Raw genomic sequence first — 20997 nt, 5'->3', positions numbered from 1 at the left:
CTAGTGGGGTGGGTAGGTCAGGGTGCGGGTGGGTGGTTCAGGACCGGGCCGGGCGCACGCTCACGCGCCCAGCACCTCGGCGGCGAGCCGGGCCGCCACGGACCGGGCGACGACGACGGGCAGCCCGCTCGCCTCGGCCACGACGTCGCGCATCGCCGCGGTGTAGCCGAAGCAGTCCAGCGCGATCACCTCCGCGCCGTCCGCTGCGAGCCGCTCGGCGGCGGCGCGCAGCGTGGGCTCGCCGTCCGTGTAGGGCGAGGCCACCGCGACGGCGACCCGGGTGCCCGTGCCCAGCACGCGCCCGAACTTGCGGGTCGTGTCCGCGGCCTGCTCCGCGAGCGGCGCGACGACGCCTACGACGGCGCCGTCGCCGGCGAACGCGGCCACGGCGTGCGCGATGATCCGGTCCGGGACGAACAGGGGCTTGGTGTGCGCGAGCGCGGGGAACGGCCCGGTGCAGGCCAGCAGCACGGCGTCGGCCTCCCGCTCCAGGTCGGCGACCAGGGCGGGCAGCCGCCGCAGCACGGCGGCCTCGCCGATCACCGCGGACCCGCCGTCGGCGAGCCGGGTGGTGAGCACGTGGTCGCCGGGCTCCGGGGCGAAGGACGCGATCTGTTCCGGGGAGCACCCGTCGAGCACGCCGCGCTCGACGAGGGTCACGCCGGGCAGCAGCGGGGCGAGCTCGGGGGTCAGGTCGACGCGGGGCGTCTGCCCGATGGTGACGACGCCGAGCTGGGTCGGCCGTGCGGGGTGCGCCGTCATCGCCAGATCATCCTTCCGACCGAGTAGAGGGAGTCGCCGGCGATCAGGCCCGCGCCCACGAGCGCGGTCTCGCGCTCGCCCTCCTCGCCGCGCAGCCGGCGCCAGACGAGGCGCGCCACGAGGGCGACGAGCACGAGCCAGCCGGCGTTCGGCGTGGCGACGAGCAGGCCGGTGGCGAGCAGCACGCCGAGCTGGCGGCCGGGTCCGCCGACGAGCTGCACGACGGCGCCGGGCACGGCCCAGATGAGCAGGTTGACCAGCACGGCGGGGTCGGTGATCCCGGCCTGGATGGTGTCCACGTAGACCTTGGCCGTGGGCGGCACCTGGCCGCTCTCGAACAGGCTGGGCCACACCAGCGCGACGATGCCGATGGCGACGACGAACCCGAGGATGGACGCCTTGAGCTGCTCGCGGCGGCCGTCCAGCTCGAACACCGTGTACGGGCGGCGGTCGCGGCGCAGCAGCCAGCCCGCCTTGAAGTCGTAGCCCATGTCGGCGAACGCCGGGCCCGTCGAGGCGCAGTAGCCGACCAGCAGCGCGAGCGGGACGGTCGGGAACTGGAGCACCAGGCCGAGGATGAGGAAGATCAGCGTCACGGCGAAGGCGGGGAACCAGCCGGCGTGCATGGCGGCCAGGCCCACGATCAGCTCGTGCACGATGGCGGCGACGGCCGCGAACAGGGCGAACCCGAGGATGCCCCACCACGGCAGCTCGACCCAGACGCCACCGGCGATCGCGAGCACCACGGCGCCGAGCAGGAACAGCACGAAGCCGGACCCGAGCGCGCCGCGCAGGGTGCGCTCGTCGACCGTGGGCACCAGGGACGGGTCCTCCTTGGCGGCCTCCCGCAGCGCGGCCTCCTTGGCGACGGCCCGCTGGGACGGCCGGCCGAACAGCATGACGCCGATCTGGGCGAGCGCCACGAGGCCCGCGCCGATCATCACGCCGTGCGGCACGTAGAAGGCGTTGAGGTCCAGCCCGGTCAGGGCGGGCACGTACTGCGCCACGAGCAGGCCGACGGCGAACATCAGCAGCGCCCAGACGTTGCCGATCATCGCGATGCCGGCCGCGGACATCGGCAGGCCGAGGAACGAGGCGCCGAACCCGACGATGCCGCCGCCCACGAGCAGGGCCGCCTGCTTGCCGCCCCGGTCGCCGGCGCGGATGGTCTCGGCGGCGGCGACGCCGGGCGGCCAGGCGGCGTCGGCGGGCAGGAAGCGCGAGCCGTACGCGCGGTAGAGCACGTACACGTCGATCGCCAGGCCGAGGCTGGCGCCGAGCAGCATGGGCCACACCAGGTCGGGCCGCCCGAAGAGGAAGGGGATCGCCATCGGCGTGAGCAGCGAGTTGGCCGCGGCGAACGTCGCCCCCGAGATCGCCGACTGCACCAGGTTCTGCCGGTTCACGTCGCGCATCCGGTGCAGCCCGGCGAATCCGATGCGGCCGGTCAGCATGGCGACGACGGCGCCGATCACGCTCGTGTTCGGGGAGACGCCGAGCGTCGTGATCATGTGGATGCCGATGACCGCGCCGACGACGCTCATCGCGAGGGTGATGATCGCCGTGCGCGGCTCGAACGCCCGCGGGTGCCGCGCCGTCGCCGCGTCCTGCGCGGGATCGCTGACGGGTGAAGCTGCCATGGGGTGAGCCCCTTCGAGGAGTGGTGCTGCGGACGGCGCGCTGGCCGCCCGGTGGAGGACGTTGCCGAGCACCGTGCGCCACATCGGCCGCCGGGGACAACCAGGTCCCACTATCTGGGAGTTACATTCATATTTCGGGCCGTCCGTTAGGATTCCGGCGACCGAGAGGAGCGACCGTGCCACCAGCCACGACACCCGATCCCGCGCCGTCGGGGACGACGCCGCCCGGAACCACGCCGCCCGAGAGCAGCTCCCCGCTGCAGACCGTCGACCGCGCCCTCCAGGTGCTGCTCTCGTACAGCGAGACGCGTACCGAGTGGGGCGTCTTCGAGCTGGCCGAGGAGTTCGGCATCACCAAGTCGACCAGCCAGCGGCTGCTGGCCGCGCTGGCGGCGCAGGGCTTCCTGGCCGCCGACCCCTACACGCGCCGGTACCACCTGGGCCCCGCGATGTGGCGCATGGCCGCGCTCTGGGAGCGCGGCGGCGGGCTCGCGCGCCTGGCCGAGCAGGTGCTCGCCGACCTCGCCGCGGCCACCGGCCGCACGGCGTCGTTCACCATCCCCGACGGATTCCACGTGCGCTGCATCGCCGCCGTCGACGGCGAGCACGGGCCCGTGCGCTCGCACCCCCTGGTCGGCGACCTCTACCCGGCCCACGCCGGGGCGACGTCGCGCGCCTACTTCGCGTTCCTCGACCCGCTCGCGCGGCGGAACATGCTCAGCGGGCGGCCGTTCGCCCGCTACACGGAGCTCACCGAGGTGGACGAGGCCGGCCTGGACCGCCTGTTCGACGAGGCCTACCGCACCGGCTGGGCCTTCTCCGAGGGCGAGTACGACTCCACGACCCGGGCCATCGCGGCGCCCGTCCTGATCGGCTCGAACCCGGTCGGCTCCATCTCCGTCGTCGAGCCCAAGGTGTTCGAGTACGACGACGACCTGCGCGACCACGTGCCCGCCCTGCTCGACGCCGCCGCGACGCTCGCCGGGCTGCTGCACCGCCCGCCCACGCCCGCCCAGCGCGACTGGCGGCGCGGCCGGTCGCGCGCCGCGCGCCCCTGACCCCGCCGTCCGGCACCAGGACCCGAACCCCACCCCGAGGTAGGAAACCCATGCGACTGCTGCTCCTGTCGAACTCCACGAACCACGGCACCGGCTACCTCGAGCACGCGCTCGAGACCGTGCTGACCTTTCTCGACGGCGCCGCCCTCACGTTCGTCCCCTACGCGCTGGCCGACCACGACGCCTACACCGCCAAGGTCGCCGCGGCGCTGGCGCCGAGCGGGACGCGCGTGACCGGGCTGCACGAGGCCGCCGACCCGCGGGCCGAGATCGAGCGCGCCGAGGCCGTGTTCGTGGGCGGCGGCAACACGTTCCGCCTGCTCGACACCCTGGGGCGCCTCGGCCTGCTCGCCCCGCTCGCCGACCGCGTGCGCGACGGCCTGCCCTACATGGGCGCGAGCGCGGGCACCAACATCGCCGGGCTGACCATCCGGACCACGAACGACATGCCGATCGCGCAGCCGGCGTCGTTCGAGGCGCTCGGGCTGGTGCCGTTCCAGCTCAACCCGCACTTCCTCGACGCGGACCCGACCAGCACGCACCGCGGCGAGACCCGCGAGCAGCGGCTGGCCGAGTTCCTGGAGGTCAACGACGTGCCCGTGCTCGGCCTGCGGGAGGGCACCTGGCTCGCCGTGCAGGACGGCGCCGCGCGCATCGGCGGGTCCGCCGTCGGCGCCGGAGCGCCCGGCCCCGCCGTGGTGTTCGCGCGCGGGGCCGCGCCCCGCGAGGTGAGCGGCGACGTCAGCGAGCTGCTCGGGACGACGCCGCGGTTCGACGTGCCCGCCTGACCCGGCCCTGCCCGAGGCCTACCCGAGCCGGGCCCGCGCGTACCCGGCCGCGAGCAGGGCGCCCGCCACCCCGAAGCCGGCCCAGGCCCAGCCCGGGCCGGCGAGCGGCCCGGCCAGCAGCACCCCGACCAGGGACGACCCGACGACGCCGCCCACCGCGAGCGCGAGCCCGTTGACGCCGAACCGGGTCGCGACGGACCGCGCCGGGGCGCCCGCGGCGACCAGCGCGCTCATCGCCGGCTGGAACACCATCTGCCCGAGCGTGAACACGGCCATCCCCGCGACCAGGGACGCGAGCCCCGGGCCGCCGCCGATCAGGGCGACGCCGGCCCCCATCGTGCCGACGCCGAGCGCGAGCACCACGGGCAGCCGCAGCCGCGCCTGGAGCCACCGCGTCACGGGCACGGTCGTGGCGAGCACCAGCACGGCCGCCGCCGCGTACACCGCGCCGACGCCGACGCTGCTGCCGAGCGCGGCCTCCAGCCGCAGCGGCACCACGAGCTGGAGCTGCGTGAAGATCGCCCACGCGCCCGCGTTGAGCAGCAGCAGTGTGACGAGGCTGCGGCGCGCGTCGCGCATGCCTCGGGCAGCCGGGCGGACAGGTTCGTTCTCCGCCGACGGCGCCCCGCCCGGCGCCGCCCCGCCCTGCTCCACCGCCCGGCCGAGCCCCCACCAGGTGAGCGGCGCGGCCGCGAGGAAGAGCGCCGCCGCGACGACGCACACCACGTCGAACCCGGCCGTGACCAGCAGCCCGCCCAGCAGCGGACCGACGACGAACCCGGCGTTGCTCAGCGCCTCCCGCCGGGCGAAGACGTCGGGCCGTGCGCTGCCGAGCCGCGCGTACGCCGCGTAGCTCGCCGGGTGGAACAGGGCGCCGCCGAGCCCGATGGCGAGCCCGGCGGCGCCGACGGCCACCGGCGTCGTCGCGAGGGCCAGCGCGCCGAAGCCCGCTGCCCGCACGAGCACGCCGGCCACGATGGTGCGCCGCACGCCCCACCGGTCGGCCAGCATCCCGGCGGGGAGCTGGAGCCCCTGCTGCGCGGCGGCGCGGAGGCCCGCGAGCAGGCCCACCAGCGCGAGCCCGAAGCCGAGCCGTCCGGAGAGGTGCACGGCGAGCAGCGGCACCAGCAGGTAGAAGCCCGTGGCCATGACGAAGGTGTTGGCGTACAGGGCCAGCAGCACGCGCGGCGCGGCGGACGGCGACCCGTCGGAGGAGGTCACCGGGGGCCGAGCACCTCCGCGAGCGCCGCGAGCTTGCGCGGGGTGTCGTACGCCCCGCCGCCCTCGTGCTCGTTGTAGGGGAACACCTCGATCTGCGCGGGCCCGCCGTACCGGTGGTAGGCGGCGAAGACGGTGGACGGCGGGCAGATCTTGTCCATGAGCGCCACGGAGAACCAGCCCGGGCAGCGGGCGCGGGCGGCGAAGTTCGTGGCGTCGAAGTAGGAGAGGGTGCGCATGGCCGTCTCGATCTCGAACCGGTGGCCCTTGAGCCAGCGGGCGATCTCGGAGTAGGGGCCGGCGTCGGTGATCTGGGAGGCGCGCCGGTAGTGGCTGAGGAACGGCACGTCGGCGATGACGCCCGCGACGTCGTCGCGCAGACCGGCGACGGCGAGGGCGAGGCCGCCACCCTGGCTGCCGCCGAGCACGGCGACCCGCTCGGGGTCCACGTCGGGGAGCTGCTTGGCGGCGTCGACGGCCCGGACGGCGTCGGTGATCAGCCGGCGGTAGTAGTGCTTGGCCGGGTCCTCGATGCCACGGGTGAGGAACCCGGGCGACGAGGAGCCGTGGCCGTCAGGGGCGACGTCGGGCGTGTCCGCCGTCGTCTTGCCGCCGCCGCCCTGCCCGCGGTTGTCCATGACCAGGTGGGCGTAGCCGGCGGCGCTCCAGGTGAGCCACTCCCACGGGACGCCCCGCCCGCCGTTGTACCCGATGTACTGCACGACGGCGGGCAGCGGCCCGGTGCGGTGGCGCGGCAGGAGCAGCCACGCCTTGACGGGCTGCCCGGCCCACCCGGAGAAGGTCACGTCGTGCACCTCGACGGTCGCCAGCCCGGCGTCGTACGGCACGGTGACGGGCTCGGTGGCGGCGGCCGCGGCGGCGTCGAGCGTCTGCTTCCAGAACGCGTCGAAGTCCGCGGGCTCCTCGGGCTGCGGGCGGTAGGCGCGCAGCTCGTCGAGCGGCTTGTCGAAGAGGGCCATGGATCTCCTCCGGGTGGGGTGGTGGGTGCGTGGGGTGGTCAGTCGGTCAGAGGTCGGCGAGCGGCCCGACGTCGGACGGCTCCAGGGGGTCCCGCAGCACGGGCGCACTGGACACCTCGTCGGCGCCGACGTCGGGGTGCTGGTCGCGCGGCTGCCCGTCCAGGTCCTCGACGACGAACGGGTAGGTGCCCACGGCGGCGTCGACGGCGGGTCCCTGGCGCAGCCGCCAGAGCCCGCCGGAACGGACCAGCAGCGGGTCGGCGACCCGGATCTGGCCGGGCTGGGCCTCGATGCCGAGCGTCGCGCCGCCCTGCGGGTACGCGATGTTGCCGGCGAGCGTCAGGCCATCGGTCTCCTTGTGCTCGGCGAACAGGCGGCCCGTGGAGCCGACCACCACGTTGTTCGCGAGGGTCACGTCGGCCGGCGGGTAGACGTAGTTGGCACCGAGCTCGACGTTCGAGACGTTGTCGACGAACGTGTTGTGCACGATCGTCGCCCGGTGCACGCGCCAGTGCGCCGACGTGGCGCCGGACCCGTCGACGTCGCCGCCGTCGACCTGGAGGGCCGCCGTGTAGCCGGAGCCCGTCAGCCCCTCGAAGTAGTTGTCGTGCACGCGCTGGTCGTCGCCGTACAGGCGCACGCCGCCGGTGCCGGCCTTGCCCCCGCCGAGGAACACGTTGCCGTGGATGGCGTTGCGGTCCCCGCGCCGGGCGACGACAGAGCCGGCCGACGTGCGGAACGTGTTGTACCGGACGGTGTTGTCGTCGCTCTTCAGCGAGACGATCTCCGGGTCGGAGTCGCAGTTCTCGAACAGGTTGTGCTCCACGACGGCGAACGAGCTGGAGTCCGAGATGGCCGAGACGCCCAGGCGGATGGCCTCGCCGCCGTTGACGGGCTGGGCGGGGCTGTCGGAGAAGTAGTTGTGGTCGATCCGGTCGTGCTGCGAGATCTGGGTCGCGCCGCCGTAGACCGTGACGTAGTTGCCCAGCACCGTCTTGCCCGCGAACGCGTTGTAGTCGACGCGGTTGTACCCGCTGCCCTCGCCCGCGATCGACACCCAGTGGCGCGAGGAGGAGGGGTCGGCCGGGGGCACGAACGCCAGCCGGAAGTCGTTCCGGGTCAGGCGCACGTTGGTGGACGCCTCGATCTTGAGGGTGGCGGCGTTGCGCCAGGACAGGCCCCGGACGACGACGTGGTGCGAGCGCGCGACCTCGAGCTGGCCGCCGGTGACGACGGCGCCGCCGAGCGTGGCGCCCTCGATGACGATCGGGTGCTCGGCGGTGCCGGCCTTGTCGGCGAGCTTGACCATCGAGTACTCGCCGTCGGCGAGCACGATCCTGTCGCCGGGGACGGCGCCGGCGAACGCGGCCGCGAGCTGGGCGCTGGTGCTCACCCGGACGGTACGCAGCGGGACGGGGTCGGCGGCGGCGCGGGCGGCACCGTCAGTGGTGGCGGCCGGGCCCGGCGCGACAGCGGCCGACGCCGGGGCGGCGGTGACGGAACCGGTGACAGGGCTGGTGACGGGGCCGGCGCCCGCGGGGGCCGCGACGGCGGCGGACGCGAGCGCGAGGCCGAGGGCCGTGGTGACGGCGGCGCGGCGGGCCCACGAGCGGGATCGAACGGAGTGCAGGTTCATGGTGCTACCTCCTGGATCGATGTTCTGGATCGGGCTGGATCGGGCTGAGTAGATGACGCGGGCAGGGTCGGTGGCGCGGGCAGGGTCACGCGAACGAGGCCGTGACCGTGGCGCCGCGCAGCGCGACGCCGTCGGCGACGAGCCGCCAGCCCGCGCCGCGCCGGGTGACGGTGACGCCGTCGTCCGCGCCGACGAGGGTCAGCCCGGGTACCTCCAGGTCGACCACGACCTGCTCCCGGGTCTGGGTCGGGTCGCTCAGGGCGACGCGCGTGGTCCGCTGCCCGCCGGCGGGCGGCTCGGTGTGCAGGACGACGGACGCGGCGCCGTCGGCCACGAGCGCACCGACGAGCCCGGCCCGGTGTGCGCCGGAGGCCCCGGGCGCCGCCGCGCCGTCCAGGGTGACTCTGCCCGCGCCCCAGAAGTTGGCCGCGACGCTGCCGCCGAGCGCGACGGCGTGCAGGCCGTCGTCGTGCGCGAGCACCCGCAGCCCGTCCGCCGTGCCGCACGCCGCGGAGAAGAGGCGCGTCTGCTCCGGGGAGGCGGCGGGCAGCAGCACGTAGGCGTAGGACCCGCCGTCGGGCGCGGCGCCGTGGTCGAGCCACGCGGTCAGGTACGGGCGGGTGACGGAGGTGTCGGTGCCGTACTTGACGTTGATCTCGCGCCAGGTGTGGGTGCGGTCCTCGCGCAGCGCGTGCAGGCGGGCGCCGTCGGGGAACACGTAGCCGGACGTGCCCGCGAGGTGGCACCAGCGCACGTCGTCCAGGGTCGCGTTCCAGCCGGGCGTGACGCGCTGGTCCACGCCGTCGACGACGAGGGCGGCACCGTCGCGCACCTTGCGGTTCTCCACCACCGTCTCGACGGCGGCGGCGCCCGGTGCCGTGATGCCGGAGCCGAGGCAGACGACGGCGTCGTCGAGCAGGAACCAGCTCTTGAGCGCGCGCAGGTCGGAACCCTGGGCGCGCAGGTCCTGGCCGTAGCCGCCCAGCGTGGTGCCGGGCAGCGTGGCCCCGCCCACCCAGGTCGCGGCGTTCGTGGCGCGGTGGTCGGCGCCGTCGGCGCGGCGCGCGGTGTCGACGGTCGTGCCGGGCAGGCGGTACGGGTCCACGGTGGGCCAGTAGTCCTCGCTGTAGTGCCCCAGGTCGTCCGTGTAGAGCAGCACCATGCCGTCGGAGAGGTGCCAGCCGTGCAGGTTCTCGTTCTGGATCGACTCGTAGTTGTAGACGCGGGACGAGTAGGCGCTGACGCTGACCGCGAAGCCGGGCCGGTGGTGCACCACCTTGTCCATGGCCGGGTACTGGTGCTGCGCGACGAGCGGCCCGCGCGGCGTCGGGCCCGCGGCCAGGAGCGCCTTGGCCGCGACGACGGACGCGGGCGTGGTGCCGGCGAGGAAGTCGCGGTAGGTGTCCTCGGCGATCCACTGCGCGACCAGGGCCGTCAGGGTCGCCGCCTGCGCCGCCGGGGCGGACGGGATGAGCCGGAGCGTGCCCTCGACCACCGTCTGCGTGGACGCGTGGCCCTGCTTGCTGGGACGCGCGATCTCCCGCCCGCACACCGAGGCCACCATGTCGCCGCGCACCATGAGCGGGTCGAACGCGTCGGTCACCCAGCCGTAGACGTTGGCCAGGGCCGGGTCGGTGACCTGCCACGGCGAGTCGCCCAGCAGGTGCAGCAGCGAGGAGAGCGTGCCGAGCAGCTCCTTGCCGTAGCCGCCGTTGTACGGGTGCTTCCAGTGCTGCAGGAACGAGCCGTCGCGGAAGAACCCCTCCCCCGTGCCGGCGGCGCCCGCGGCCTCGTCCGCGAACGCGAGCACGCTGTTGGCACCCCCGCCCTCGACGTCGCTCAGGGCGTCGCGCACCCGCGCCAGCGCGTCCTCGTCGCCGTCGAGCGCGGCGCGGACGGCGACCACGGTCGCGATCCACACCCGGTTGGCGCCCGTGGCGATCTGCCGGTCGGCGCGCCACAGGTTCGGGTCGGGTGTGTAGTGGTCGACGGCGGCCGTGGAGCGCGCGAGGTCGGCGCCGAGGTGCTCGCGCAGCACCACGAGGGTGTCCACGAGGGCCGACGCGGAGCCGATCTCCCAGTCCCAGTCGTTGTCGAAGCGCGGCAGGCCGGGGCCGTAGAGGGTGTCGTGCATCCAGCCGATGCCGTCGGCCACGGCGTCGGCCACCGTGGCGTCGCCGGAGACCGGGGTGCCGGGCGTCGCCCAGGCCACGGCGATCGAGCGCAGCCGCTTGAACGTGGTGGTCACGTTGGTGGACCGGGTGCGGTCGGCGAGGTCGGCCCACAGCGCCGTCCGCCCCGCGGAGCGGTCGAGCGTGGCCAGCACCGTGGTCGCCGCGCGGTCCACGCGGCGGACGGCGGCCGCGACGTGCGCGTCGGCCAGGTCGAGCCCCGGGCCGCCGGTCTGCAGCACGGCCCAGCGCTCGACCAGCTCGGTGGTCGAGGACGCGGGCAGCGCGCGGGCGGGCAGGCTCACGTAGGGCGCCAGGGCGGCCAGGCCCGCGAGCGTGCCCATGCCGCGCAGCACGGAGCGCCGGTTCGGGCCGGAGCCCTCGGTTGCGGTGTCGTTCTCCATCACGGTCCCTCTCGTCGTCGAGGTGGTGCGGTGTGGTGCTGGTGCGATGTGGTGCGTGGTCGTGCCGGTGGATCGCCGCGCGCGGGCGCGCGGCAGCCGCTCGTCGTCCGACGAGCGAGGTCTCGGGCGGCGTCAGCCCAGCAGCGCGCGGCGGCCGATCGCCGCCGCCATCGCCGCGGCGCCCGCGGCGCTCGGGTGCAGGCCGTCGCCGCTGTCGTGGGCGGGCAGCAGCCGAGCCGGGTCGGCGGGGTCGGCGACGGCTGCGGCGACGCCGGCCACCGCGTCGAACGCCCCGGCGTCGGGCCGCACGCTCCGTGTCCCGGCGAGCAGCGCCGCGTTGACGTACCGCCGTTCCTCCTCCAGGGCCGGCGTCCAGCGCTGCCAGCCGCCGAACGGCGTGATCGTGGTGCCGACCACGCGCAGCCCACGGTCGCGGGCGCGCAGCACGAGCTGCCGGTAGCCGGCGAGGATCACGTCGGGGTCGGTCTGGCTCGGCGGCTGCTGCAGGTCGTTGACGCCGAGCACCACGAGCAGCGTATCCACGCCGGGCAGCGCCAGCGCGTCGCGGTCCAGGCGCGCCTGGCCGCTCGGGCCGAACCGCTCGTCGTCGAGCAGCACGCGGTTACCGCTGATGCCCAGGTTCGCGACGCCGACGGGGCCGCCGCGCTCCGCGAGCCGCCGCGCGAGGTGGTCGGTGAGCCGCTGGTCGGCGTCGTCGGGCGTGCCGACGCCCTCGGTGATCGAGTCGCCCAGCACGGCGACACCGGGGACGCCCGGGCGGTCGACGTCGACGCCGGACAGGAGCACCGCCGAGCGGGTCACGGCGGCGTCGCCGCTGGTGAAGACGGCGCCGTCGTCGCCCGTGCGGTCCCCCGTGGCGACGTAGCCGGTCGCGTGGACGTTGCGGTGAAAGCTCAGGGGCCCGGTCGGTCCGGGCAGGTGCACGCTGACCACGAGGTCGCCGCCGTCGGGCACGGCGAGGGTCACGGGGTCGCTGACGAGCGTCGCGCCCGCGGCGAGCAGGCCGCCGCGCGCGCCGCCGAAGGTCACGGGGGTCACGGTCGCCGGGTCCACGCCCGGGCCGGTGCCGGTCAGGCCGGGAGTACGGCGGGCCACGGTGACGGCGCCGACCTGCACGGGCCGCTCCGAGAACGTCCCGGCGAGCCGGACCCGCAGGCGGCCCGCGCCGGCTGGGCCGCCCCGGCCCGACGTCGTGCCCGCGCTGAGGCGCAGCACGTGCCGGACCGTCTGGTCGGTGGCCCCGGCCAGGACGAGCGGGTCGGACGCCGTCGGGCGGGTGTGGGCGGTGGTCCACGACGGCACCCAGGTGGTGGGGCGGCGGCCCGGGCCCGACACCTCGTCCGACGCGGGGCCGGCGGCGAGGAGCGTGCGCGGGGTCGCGACGGCAGCCGGCCCGGCCAGGAGCGCACCGGTCGAGGCCAGCGCCCCCGTGAGCAGCGTGCGGCGGGCGAGCGGGGCGGTGCCGGTCATGCGTCCTCCGTCGGGTCGGTGCGGTCGGGGGTCACGGTGGTGTCGGGGGCAACCGTCTGGTCGAGGATCACGAGCCCCACCAGGACGGGCACGCTCGCGCACAGCAGCAGGGGCCCGGCGGGCACCACGAGCGAGAAGACCGGCGTCGCGACGACGGCGCCCAGCAACGCCGTCCCCCGCGCGACCGAGCCGAACGCGAACCAGAGCGCGTCCCCGACCCAGCCGCGCGCCGTGCCCTCGGGGTGCGCGCCCGCCACGACGGCCAGCGCGAGGTGGTAGGGCACGGCGACGAGCAGCAGCCCCAGCGCGAGCAGCACGAGGACGACGGCGGCGGGGCCGGTCCGCCCGGTCAGGAAGACGACGTCGACCACGAGCAGGGCGAGCCCCGCGGACGAGGCGACGGCGTGCGGCAGCAGCGGCCGCAGGTAGGTGCCGAAGGCGCGGAAGACGCCGGTGAACGTGCGTGTCTCGCCGTCGGTCCGCCAGGCGCGCAGGGCGTGCGCGGTCGCCGCGAGCGCCGGCAGCCAGGTGACGACGCCGACGCACAGGACGGCGAACGCCAGGCCCGCGAGCACGGGGTGGGCGAGCCACTCCAGCCAGCCCAGCAGCGTCCGGGACCACTGGCGGGAGCCGTCGGGCCGGACGGCCGCCGGCGCCACGGCGGTCATAGGTCCGCCCCGAGCAGGCCGGTCAACGCGCCGTCGTCGGCCACCGTGCCCCCGGAGAGCAGCGTGCGCCCGTCTAGCGTGACCTGGTGCGCCGCCACGACGGCGACCCGCCGCCCGGACCCGGTGCCCGCGACCAGGACCGCCGCGGCCCGCGCCCGCACGCCGTCGGCGTCGATCACGCCGTCCGGGTCCGCGAGGTAGGCGAGCTCCCCGTCGCCGAGGTCGACCGCCACCCCGGAGCGCGCCGGGAGCAGCCGCGCCGTCGGGCCGCCCGAGCCGCCCGGCCCGGCCGGGTCGCCGGCGCGGAACGCGTCGAAGGGCTCGATCACGGTCACCGCGAGCAGGTCGCGCGCGGCGGGCAGCGTCACGCGCAGGGTGTGCAGGCGGCGCGTGACCACGAGGTCGGGCGTGCTGGAGGTGGGGTTGGCCTCGACGTCGGTGACGACGCGCTCGACCGTGCAGCCCTCTCCCTCGCCCACACCGCCGTCGACCGCCGGGCCCGCGTACGTCGTGAGCCACGCCCCCGCGCGGCCGTTGCGCAGCTCGTGCCGGGCGGCCCCCGGCCCGGGCGGCGCGGCCTCCTCGCCCGGGTGGTCGGAGTGGAAGAGCAGCGTCCAGGACCGCGGCTCGGCGGCCCGGCCCCGGTCGACCACGACCACGCGCCCCGACGGCAGCACGGCGATCGTGCGCTCCAGGGACTCGACCCCGAGCTCGTCCGGGTACATGCGCCCGGTGCGGGCCCGGCCGTGCAGGAACCCGCCGTCGGCCAGCACGTCGACCATGTCGGCGGTGCGCGTCGGGGGCGCGTCCGCGTACACGTGGTAGCGGCCCTCCCCCGCGAAACCCTGGCCGTCCACGAGCACGAGGTTGTGGTGCCCGGCGCGCTTGCGGTTGGAGTAGCCCTCGTCGACCAGCAGCCACGCGCCGCGCGAGGCGAGCACGAACGAGCCGGCATCGGGGTGGTGGTGGCCGGCGCTCAGGGTGTCCCACCCGCGCTCGGCGTCGAGGCGGCGGGAGGTCTCCCAGGCGGTGTGCCCGCCGCCGGGCGAGGACTTGAACGAGAGCAGCGTCGCGTCGTCGTCCCACGAGGTGCGGTGCACCAGCAGGCCGAGGTCCTCGAACGCGGCCTGGGCCGGGACGGTGGTCGCCGGGTCCACGGGCGCGACGGCGTCGTCGTACCAGAGCAGCTCGGCCCACGCCTCGGGCAGCACGCCCGGGCGGACGCCGCTCTCGTACGCCTCGCGCCAGAAGAAGCGGTCGGCGACGGTGTCCGCGAGCCACTGCGCCTCGCCGATCCCGTACCGGGCGGCGAGGATCCGGTAGAGCGCGACGCTGTGCCCGCTGCGCCGGTCGTGGCAGTCGCCGTGGTCCACGATCTCCTCGTAGCCGGGCGCGGCCTGGTGCAGCCGGTACCAGAAGGTGTTGGCGAGGAACAGGCAGCGGTCCCACCAGTCGACGCCCTCGGCGTGCTGGAGCAGGTCGAGGTAGGTCGCGAGCCACGGCACGCCGTACCGCCAGTAGACGACGCCCTCCATGTCGGAGCCGTCCGCGGGCAGCACGTCGACGACGGTGGCGAACGCGTCCTTGGCCCGCTGGGTCCACGCGCGCTCGCCGAGCGCGTAGCCCACGGTCGCGAGGCCGGTGTGACAGATCCAGTGGTGGTTCTGCCAGTACGAGCTGCTCCACCAGGAGCCCTCGTTCGCCACGGCGAAGTCGTACAACCGCTCGCCCTGCAGGGCGAGCTTGGCGCGCAGGGCCCCGGCCCGCTCCGGCCCGAGGTCGTCCCCGAGCCAGGTGTACGCCAGGGACAGGCCGTGCAGCAGCCAGCCCGCGTCGAGGTCGTGGTCGGGCAGGTGCGCGCGGCCCCAGTGCTCGAACGACACGGCCACCGAGATCCAGCGCCACGCCTCCTCCAGGTAGTGCCGCTGCCCCGTGAGCCGGTAGGCGAGCGCGAGGTTGGCGGCCGCCGGGCCCAGGTAGGTGATGCTCGCCAGCGGGTGCTCCGCGGGCGGCGTGGTGCGCCGGTACAGGTCGCACTGCTCGGCGAGCCGGCGCCACTGCGCCGCGAGGTCGCCGTCGAGCCGGGAGCGGAGGTCGGCCAGACGCGCGTCGTCGAGCAGGAGCCGGGCGGGCGCGGGGTCGGCGGGTGTGCCGGTCGCGCCGGGCGTGGGCAGGCCGAGGTCCGTGTCAGTCATCCGTGGCCTCCTCCGGCAGGGGGTGCACGTCCACCACGCCGTCGGCGCGCCGGACCCGGATCTCGCCAGCGTCCACGTCCAGCTCGACGCCGGCCTCGGGCTCGCTGCCGGACCCGCCCGTCCCGCCGTCGACCCGGAACACCGACACCCACACGGCCCGCGTGGCGCCGTGCGCCGTCCAGTCGACGTGGGCGCGCTCGCGCTGCGGGTCATCGGCCGGCCCGGGGCCCGGGCGGACGGCGGCCCGCACCGGGACGGGCCCGGCGGGTCCCGTGGCGTGCGCGGCGTGGACGCCGTCGAGCCGTTCCGCGCCGCCCCACGCGGTGCGCACGACGTCGCCGTCGAGACGGACCCCGAGCGGGACGTCGGGCCGCAGCCCGAGCGTGAGCCGACGGGGCCGGTCCGCGGACGCGACCACGACGTCGAGCAGGTAGCCGTCACCCGCGACGAGGCGGCGCAGCGCGCGGGCGCCGTCGTACCAGGAGGTCGCGTCGCCGCGGACCTCGACGGTCAGGGACCGCTCGTCGCGGTCGAGCAGGCGGCCCGTCGCCTCGGCGGGGTCGCCGTCGTCCACCCGCACGCACGGGTGCGCGGTGGCGGACATGTAGTGGTCGCGCCACCCGGGGTGCCCGTAGGGCACCTGGCCCGGGTCCGGCTGCCACGGGGTGCCGCGCCCGTAGAGGTGGAGCGCGAGCTTGTCGTGGTGCCCGTGGCCCGCGCCGTGCGGCCCGTGGTCGAGCACCGCGTGGATGCCGGCGGCTCGTACGACGGCGATCCCCACCTCCTCGTCGACGCTCACGACCGGACGGGCCGGGCGGTCGACGACGAGCGGCGGGCCGGCGAACCAGCCGCCGGGCAGGGTGCGCAGCTCGTCCTCCAGGAGGTCGCCGTCGCCGGCCTCCCGGCGGGCGCGGGCCGCGACCGCGTCGAGCCCGGCGTCCGCCACGAACCCGTCCGCGAGCACGCTCAGCTCCGTCCACTCCAGCGCGAGAGCCGGGCGGAGGTAGGGGCCGTCGTGGATCGCGGGCAGGATGCCGTCGTCGGTGGCGAGGCCCGCGAGCACGTCGGCCATCGCGACGAGCCGGTCCCGGGAGCCGGCCGGCAGGTCCGCCGGGTCGGTCCCGCGCAGGGACAGCAGGTAGGCCCGCAGCACGAAGCCGTGGTAGTACGTGCTGGCCTCCCACTCCCAGCCGTCGCGGGTGGTCGCGGCGAGCGCGTGGGCGAGCTGCCCGTGCTCGCCGGCCAGCCACTCGTCGTCGGCCACGGAGACCGCGGGCGCCCCGGCGGTGCCCGCCCGGACGAGTGCGGCGGCGCGGGCGCAGACCCGGCCGGCGGCGTTCAGCCAGGCGGTGTAGTTCGAGGTGAACCGGCCGTCGGCCACGAGGCGGTCGCGGGCCGCGCGCGCGGCCTCGGCGGTCGCGTCGAGCACCGGGAGCACCGGGCGCAGGTCCGCGGCGCGCTCCGGGGAGGACTCGGCGAGCGACCACACGGCGTGCCCGATGGAGACCGACCAGATCGCGTCGGTCAGCGCCTGGTGGAACAGCCGGCCCCGGAGCATCCAGTCCTGCGCCCGCTCGTGCTCGCCGCCGCCGGCGACCTCGGCGTACACGTCGGCGTACGCGACGAGCAGGGCGACGGCCTCCGACCGCTCGGCGTCCGAGCCCGTGCGGGCGGCCCGGTGCGCGAGCACCCGGATGCGCCGCGCCCACGCCTGGTGGCTGAGCACCAGCCAGGCGCCGCGCACGGGCTCGGAGCCGACCCGGCACCCGTGCGGGCACCGCACGCCGCCCGCGGGCGGGACCGGTCCCGGGATGCCCTCGTGGGAGAGCTCCGTGCCGTGCGTCGGGCAGACGAAGTCGTGCCACCAGCCGCCGCGCTCGCGCGGCAGCCCGGAGGCGGAGACGGTGTGCTCCGGGGCCAGGGAGGTCATCGCGGCCAGGTCCCGCCGTCGACGTCGAGCGTGGTGCCGGTGATGTACGACGCCTCGCGGGAGGCGAGGTAAAGCACGGCGGCGGCGACGTCGTCCACCGTCCCGGGGCGGCCCACCGGGGTGCCCGCGACCATCTTCTGCTGCGCCTCGGCGGTGCTGAACGTGCCGTGGAACGCGGTGTCCGCGATGTAGCCCGGGGCCACGGCGTTGACCGTGACGCCCTGCGGCCCGAGCTCCTTGGCGAGGCCCTTCACGAACCCGCGGACGCCCGCCTTCGACGCCGCGTAGACCACCGACCCGGGCCCGCCGCCGTTGTGCGCCGCGAGCGACGACATCGCGACGATGCGCGGGCGGTCCGACTCCAGCAGGTGCGGGATCGCCGCCCGGCAGGTGCGGAACGTCGCCCCGAGGTTGACGTCCACGACGGACGCGAAGTGCTCGTCGCTCATCTCCGCGACCGGCACGCGGCCGATCAGGTGGCCCGCGTTGCAGACCACCACGTCGAGCCCGCCGAGGAAAGCCACGGACTCGGCGACGAGCCGGTCGACGTCCTCGGTCACCGTCACGTCGGCGCGCACGGCGACGGCCTTGCGGCCGAGCGCCTCGATGTCGGCCACGGTCTGCGCCGCGGCGTCGGCCGAGCTCCCGTAGTGCACGACGACGTCGGCCCCCGCCGCGGCCAGGCCCAGCGCGATCCCCCGGCCGATGCCGTGCCCCGCGCCCGTCACCAGCACCCGTGCGTCCGTCATGTCGATCGCCATCTGCAGTCCTCTCGTCCCGGCACGCGGCGCCCTGCCGCGTGCCACCTGTTGCCCACGTGCCACGTCGTGCCCGCGTGTCACTTGATGCCCGCGTTCGCGAAACCGCGGACGAAGTACTTCTGGCCGAGGAGGAAGAGCACCACCATCGGCAGGGTCGCCAGCGTCGTGCCCGCCATGAGGAAGGCCCACTGGGTGTCGTTCTCGGTGCGGAACACCGACAGGCCCACCTGGATGACCCGCATCGAGTCGCTGCGGGTCACCAGCAGCGGCCAGAGGAAGTTGTTCCAGGAGCTCTCGAAGGTCAGCAGGCCCACCGTGATGAAGGCCGGCTTGACCAGCGGCGTCATGATCCGCGCCCAGATCCCCAGCTCGCTGACGCCGTCCAGGCGGGCCGCCTCCTCCAGCTCCACCGGGAGGTCCAGGTAGAACTGGCGGAACAGGAACACCGCGAACGGCGTCACCGCCCCGGGGACGATGAGCGCCCACCAGGTGTCGAGCCAGCCGGTGCCGCCCTGCCCGAGGATGTCGTTGCCCCCGAACAGCGGCATGAACCGCACGATGAGGAACTCCGGGATGATCTTCGTGTAGGTGGGGATCATCAGCGCCGCGACGAAGCCGATGAACACCAGCTCCGAGCCGCGGAACCGCAGCCGGGCCAGCGCGTAGCCCGCCATCGACGCGATCACCAGGTTGATCGCGGTGTGGCTCACCGCGATGACCAGGGAGTTTCGCGCGTACGTCAGGAACGGCGCGGCCGCGAGCGCCTCCGTGTAGTTGCTCCACGCCCACTCGGTCGGCAGGAGCGTCGGCGGGCTGGCCGCGATGTCCTGGGGCGACTTGAGCGAGGTGAGGATCATCCAGACGAAGGGCACCACCATCACCACGGCGATGATCGTCAGCGCCGTGTAGAGGGCGCCTCGTTCGAGCCGGCGTCGGGCCGCCGGGGTGCGGGCGAACCCGCCGCCGGTGCGGGCTACGCCGCGGGTGGTGCGCGGCGGGGGCGCCGCGAGGTCAGTGCCTGCCACTGTCGCCTCCGTTGAGCCGTCGGTTGGCGAGGGTCAGGACCAGCAGGAACACGAACAGCACGATCGACTGGGCGCACGCGTAGCCGACGCGGAACTCCCGGAACGCCGACTTGTAGATCTCGTACGTCATCATCGTGGTCGTGTTCGCCGGTCCGCCGTCGGTGAGGATGTAGATGAGGTCGAACGCCTGGAAGGCGGAGATGACCGAGGTGACGAAGACGAAGAACGTGGCGGGCCGCAGCAGCGGCAGCGTGAGGCTGAAGAACTGGCGGGTCCGGGAGGCGCCGTCGACGGACGCCGCCTCGTAGACGTCCTTGGGCAGCGACTGGAGGGCGGCCAGGTAGATGAGCATCTTGAGGCCGATGCCCTGCCAGATGCCGACGGTGATGACGGAGGGCATCGCCCAGGTGGTCGACGACAGCCAGTTCTGCGCGGGCAGCCCGAAGAAGCTGAGCCCCGCGTTGAGCAGGCCGCTGCGCGGGTCGTAGATCCACAGCCAGACCAGCGCGACGGCGATGGTGGCGGTCACCTGAGGGATGAACACCGCGGTGCGGAACAGCGCCCGGGCGCGGAGCTGCGTGTCGAGCATGAGCGCGATGAGCAGGGCGATCGCCATGGCGACCGGCACGGTGAAGAACGCGTAGACCAGGGTGTTGAGCATGCCCCGGCGGAACACCGGGTCGCCGAACGCGTCCAGGTAGTTCTGCACGCCGATGAACCGCGGCTGCGTGAGCACGTCGTAGGACGTGAACGACAGCACGAACGCGGCGATCACCGGGATGCCGATCCAGATCAGCGCGTGCAGGAACGCGGGCGCCACCATGAGCATGCCCGCGCGGCGGCGGGCCGCCGCCGCCCGTCCGCGGCGGGGCGCGGGCGAGCGGGGCGGGGTGGAGGACGGCGCGCGCACGGCGCGCGGCGCGGAGACTACGGCCACGACGGACCCCTCTTCCTCGATCGGTCGGACCGGGTCACAGCCGGGCGATCGCGTCGTCGGCGATCCCGGCGAGCTGGGCGATGGCCTGCTGGGCGGTCTGCTGGCCGACGATCGCGGTCTCGAGGGTCGGCTTGATCTTCTCCCGGATCTCCATCCAGGCCGGGGTGCCGCCCTCGGAGCGCGCCTTGTCGAGGTTCTCGAGCGCGAACGCGACCATCGGGTTGCCCTGGACGTAGTCGCTGTCCAAGAGGTCGGAGATCGCGGGGACCGACCCGCGCTGCTCGGCCGCGACGAGCACGGCGTCGGGCGAGCCGAGGAACTCCACGAGCGCCCGCGCCGCGGCCGGGTTCTTGGAGCTGGCCGACTGCGAGATCATCGTGCCGCCCTGGAGCATGGCCGGGCCGGTGTTCCCGAGCACGAACGTGCCGATCTTGTCGATCAGCTCGGGGTTCTGCTGCTGGAGCTGCACGTACAGCGAGTTGTTGGTCATCATGATCGCCGAGGTGCCCTGCTGCAGGGTGGTCGGCTGGCCGGCCTCCGTGGTGAGGGAGAAGTCGGCCGAGCCGTCCGCGACCATGTCGAGGAAGAGCTGCAGCGCCGCGACGCCCTCGGGGCTGTCGAACAGCACCTCGCGCCCGTCGGCCGAGAAGAGCTCGCCGGAGTTGCCGAACAGGAACGTCTCCCAGCACTGGCGCAGGTCGATCGAGAACGGGTCGAAGCCGGCCCGCTGGAGCGTCCCGTCGGCGTCGCGCACGGTGAGCTGCTTGGCGATCTCGCGCAGCTCGGCCCAGTCCTTGGGCGGCCCGTCGATCCCGGCCTCCTCGAAGAAGTCCTTGCGGTAGGCCACGATGCGGGTGTCCAGCACCATGGGCAGCGCGTAGAGCGTGCCGTCGAACCGCGACGGCTCCAGCACGCGGTCCTCGTAGGTGTAGCGCGTGGCCAGCGACTCGGGCAGGGGCGCGATCGCGTTCTTGAACGCGAACGGCGGGATCCAGCCGACGCCGAGCGTGACGACGTCCGGCATCAGGCCGCTGGCCAGGCCGGTCGTGATCTTCTCGTTGAGGGACGCGTAGTCCGTGTAGTCCACGGTGACGTTGACGTCCGGGTACTTCTCCTTGAACTGCTTGAGCAGGTTGCCCTCGAGCGTCTCCTTGCCCGTGGCGCCCTCGAACAGCGCGCACAGGAAGGTGATGTCGCCCTCCGCGGGCCCCGTGACGTCGGCGACGGGTGCGCCGCTCCCGCTCGTCGTGGCGCAACCCGCCATGACGGTCGCGGTCCCGAGGCCCATGGCCGCGAGGAAGCTGCGACGGCTGAGTTCCATGACTTGCCCTTT

The 20997-nt window shown here is 74.9% G+C and carries 16 protein-coding genes; 2 read left to right on the top strand and 14 right to left on the bottom strand.

The window, feature by feature from the left end:
- Positions 1–60: 60 nt before the first annotated feature.
- Together FHX71_RS04520 and FHX71_RS04515 are read right to left on the bottom strand one after the other, a co-directional pair.
- Complete coding sequence (locus tag FHX71_RS04520; protein WP_182614614.1) at positions 61–762, bottom strand: AroM family protein; 702 nt, start codon at positions 760–762, stop codon at positions 61–63.
- On the bottom strand, positions 759–2402 hold the full coding sequence (locus FHX71_RS04515; RefSeq protein ID WP_182614613.1) for an OPT/YSL family transporter: 1644 nt from the start codon (positions 2400–2402) through the stop codon (positions 759–761). Before FHX71_RS04515 ends, FHX71_RS04520 begins: the two co-directional genes overlap by 4 nt.
- Before the next feature lie 176 nt (positions 2403–2578).
- Between FHX71_RS04515 and FHX71_RS04510 the strand changes: the two genes are divergently transcribed.
- Both FHX71_RS04510 and pepE read left to right on the top strand, forming a co-directional pair.
- On the top strand, positions 2579–3460 hold the full coding sequence (locus FHX71_RS04510; RefSeq protein WP_182614612.1) for an IclR family transcriptional regulator: 882 nt from the start codon (positions 2579–2581) through the stop codon (positions 3458–3460).
- A 50-nt stretch (positions 3461–3510) separates the two neighbouring features.
- The gene (gene pepE / locus FHX71_RS04505) at positions 3511–4248 is read left to right on the top strand and encodes a dipeptidase PepE (protein WP_182614611.1); all 738 of its coding nucleotides are present in this window, start codon (positions 3511–3513) and stop codon (positions 4246–4248) included.
- 18 nt (positions 4249–4266) lie between these two features.
- On the opposite strand, the gene FHX71_RS04500 is transcribed toward pepE, so the two are convergent.
- The 12 genes from FHX71_RS04500 to FHX71_RS04445 all read right to left on the bottom strand — a co-directional run bounded on the left by FHX71_RS04500 (position 4267) and on the right by FHX71_RS04445 (position 20985).
- Positions 4267–5469 carry an MFS transporter gene (locus tag FHX71_RS04500; protein WP_182614610.1) on the bottom strand — a complete coding sequence of 401 codons (1203 nt, stop codon included), beginning with the start codon at positions 5467–5469 and terminating at the stop codon, positions 4267–4269.
- Positions 5466–6446 (bottom strand): acetylxylan esterase, encoded by a 981-nt coding sequence (locus FHX71_RS04495; RefSeq protein WP_182614609.1) that lies wholly within the window; start codon positions 6444–6446, stop codon positions 5466–5468. Before FHX71_RS04495 ends, FHX71_RS04500 begins: the two co-directional genes overlap by 4 nt.
- A gap of 46 nt (positions 6447–6492) precedes the next feature.
- Complete coding sequence (locus tag FHX71_RS04490) at positions 6493–8082, bottom strand: polysaccharide lyase 6 family protein (RefSeq protein ID WP_182614608.1); 1590 nt, start codon at positions 8080–8082, stop codon at positions 6493–6495.
- Positions 8083–8167: 85 nt separating this feature from the next.
- Positions 8168–10657, bottom strand: coding sequence for a polysaccharide lyase 8 family protein (locus tag FHX71_RS04485; RefSeq protein WP_182614607.1), 2490 nt, complete (start codon positions 10655–10657; stop codon positions 8168–8170).
- Between the two features lie 132 nt (positions 10658–10789).
- Positions 10790–12148, bottom strand: coding sequence for a GDSL-type esterase/lipase family protein (locus FHX71_RS04480; protein ID WP_182614606.1), 1359 nt, complete (start codon positions 12146–12148; stop codon positions 10790–10792).
- Positions 12145–12816 carry a hypothetical protein gene (locus FHX71_RS04475; protein ID WP_182614605.1) on the bottom strand — a complete coding sequence of 224 codons (672 nt, stop codon included), beginning with the start codon at positions 12814–12816 and terminating at the stop codon, positions 12145–12147. The genes FHX71_RS04480 and FHX71_RS04475 overlap by 4 nt, the downstream gene beginning before the upstream one ends.
- Positions 12813–15011 carry a DUF4962 domain-containing protein gene (locus FHX71_RS04470; protein WP_182614604.1) on the bottom strand — a complete coding sequence of 733 codons (2199 nt, stop codon included), beginning with the start codon at positions 15009–15011 and terminating at the stop codon, positions 12813–12815. Before FHX71_RS04470 ends, FHX71_RS04475 begins: the two co-directional genes overlap by 4 nt.
- Entirely contained in the window at positions 15004–16941 is a 1938-nt protein-coding gene (locus FHX71_RS04465; RefSeq protein ID WP_182614603.1) for a heparinase II/III domain-containing protein, read from the bottom strand. The genes FHX71_RS04470 and FHX71_RS04465 overlap by 8 nt, the downstream gene beginning before the upstream one ends.
- Positions 16938–17702: an SDR family NAD(P)-dependent oxidoreductase gene (locus tag FHX71_RS04460; protein ID WP_182614602.1), complete on the bottom strand. Its 765-nt coding sequence runs from the start codon at positions 17700–17702 to the stop codon at positions 16938–16940. The genes FHX71_RS04465 and FHX71_RS04460 overlap by 4 nt, the downstream gene beginning before the upstream one ends.
- A gap of 77 nt (positions 17703–17779) precedes the next feature.
- Positions 17780–18727 (bottom strand): carbohydrate ABC transporter permease, encoded by a 948-nt coding sequence (locus FHX71_RS29930; protein ID WP_312876923.1) that lies wholly within the window; start codon positions 18725–18727, stop codon positions 17780–17782.
- Positions 18714–19664 (bottom strand): carbohydrate ABC transporter permease, encoded by a 951-nt coding sequence (locus FHX71_RS04450; RefSeq protein WP_312876922.1) that lies wholly within the window; start codon positions 19662–19664, stop codon positions 18714–18716. Before FHX71_RS04450 ends, FHX71_RS29930 begins: the two co-directional genes overlap by 14 nt.
- Before the next feature lie 34 nt (positions 19665–19698).
- Positions 19699–20985 (bottom strand): ABC transporter substrate-binding protein, encoded by a 1287-nt coding sequence (locus FHX71_RS04445; protein ID WP_182614601.1) that lies wholly within the window; start codon positions 20983–20985, stop codon positions 19699–19701.
- Between the last annotated feature and the right edge of the window lie 12 nt (positions 20986–20997).

This window comes from Promicromonospora sukumoe (assembly GCF_014137995.1).
GTDB classification, from domain to species: Bacteria; Actinomycetota; Actinomycetes; order Actinomycetales; family Cellulomonadaceae; genus Promicromonospora; species Promicromonospora sukumoe.
This window is presented reverse-complemented; position numbering and strand designations above follow the sequence as displayed.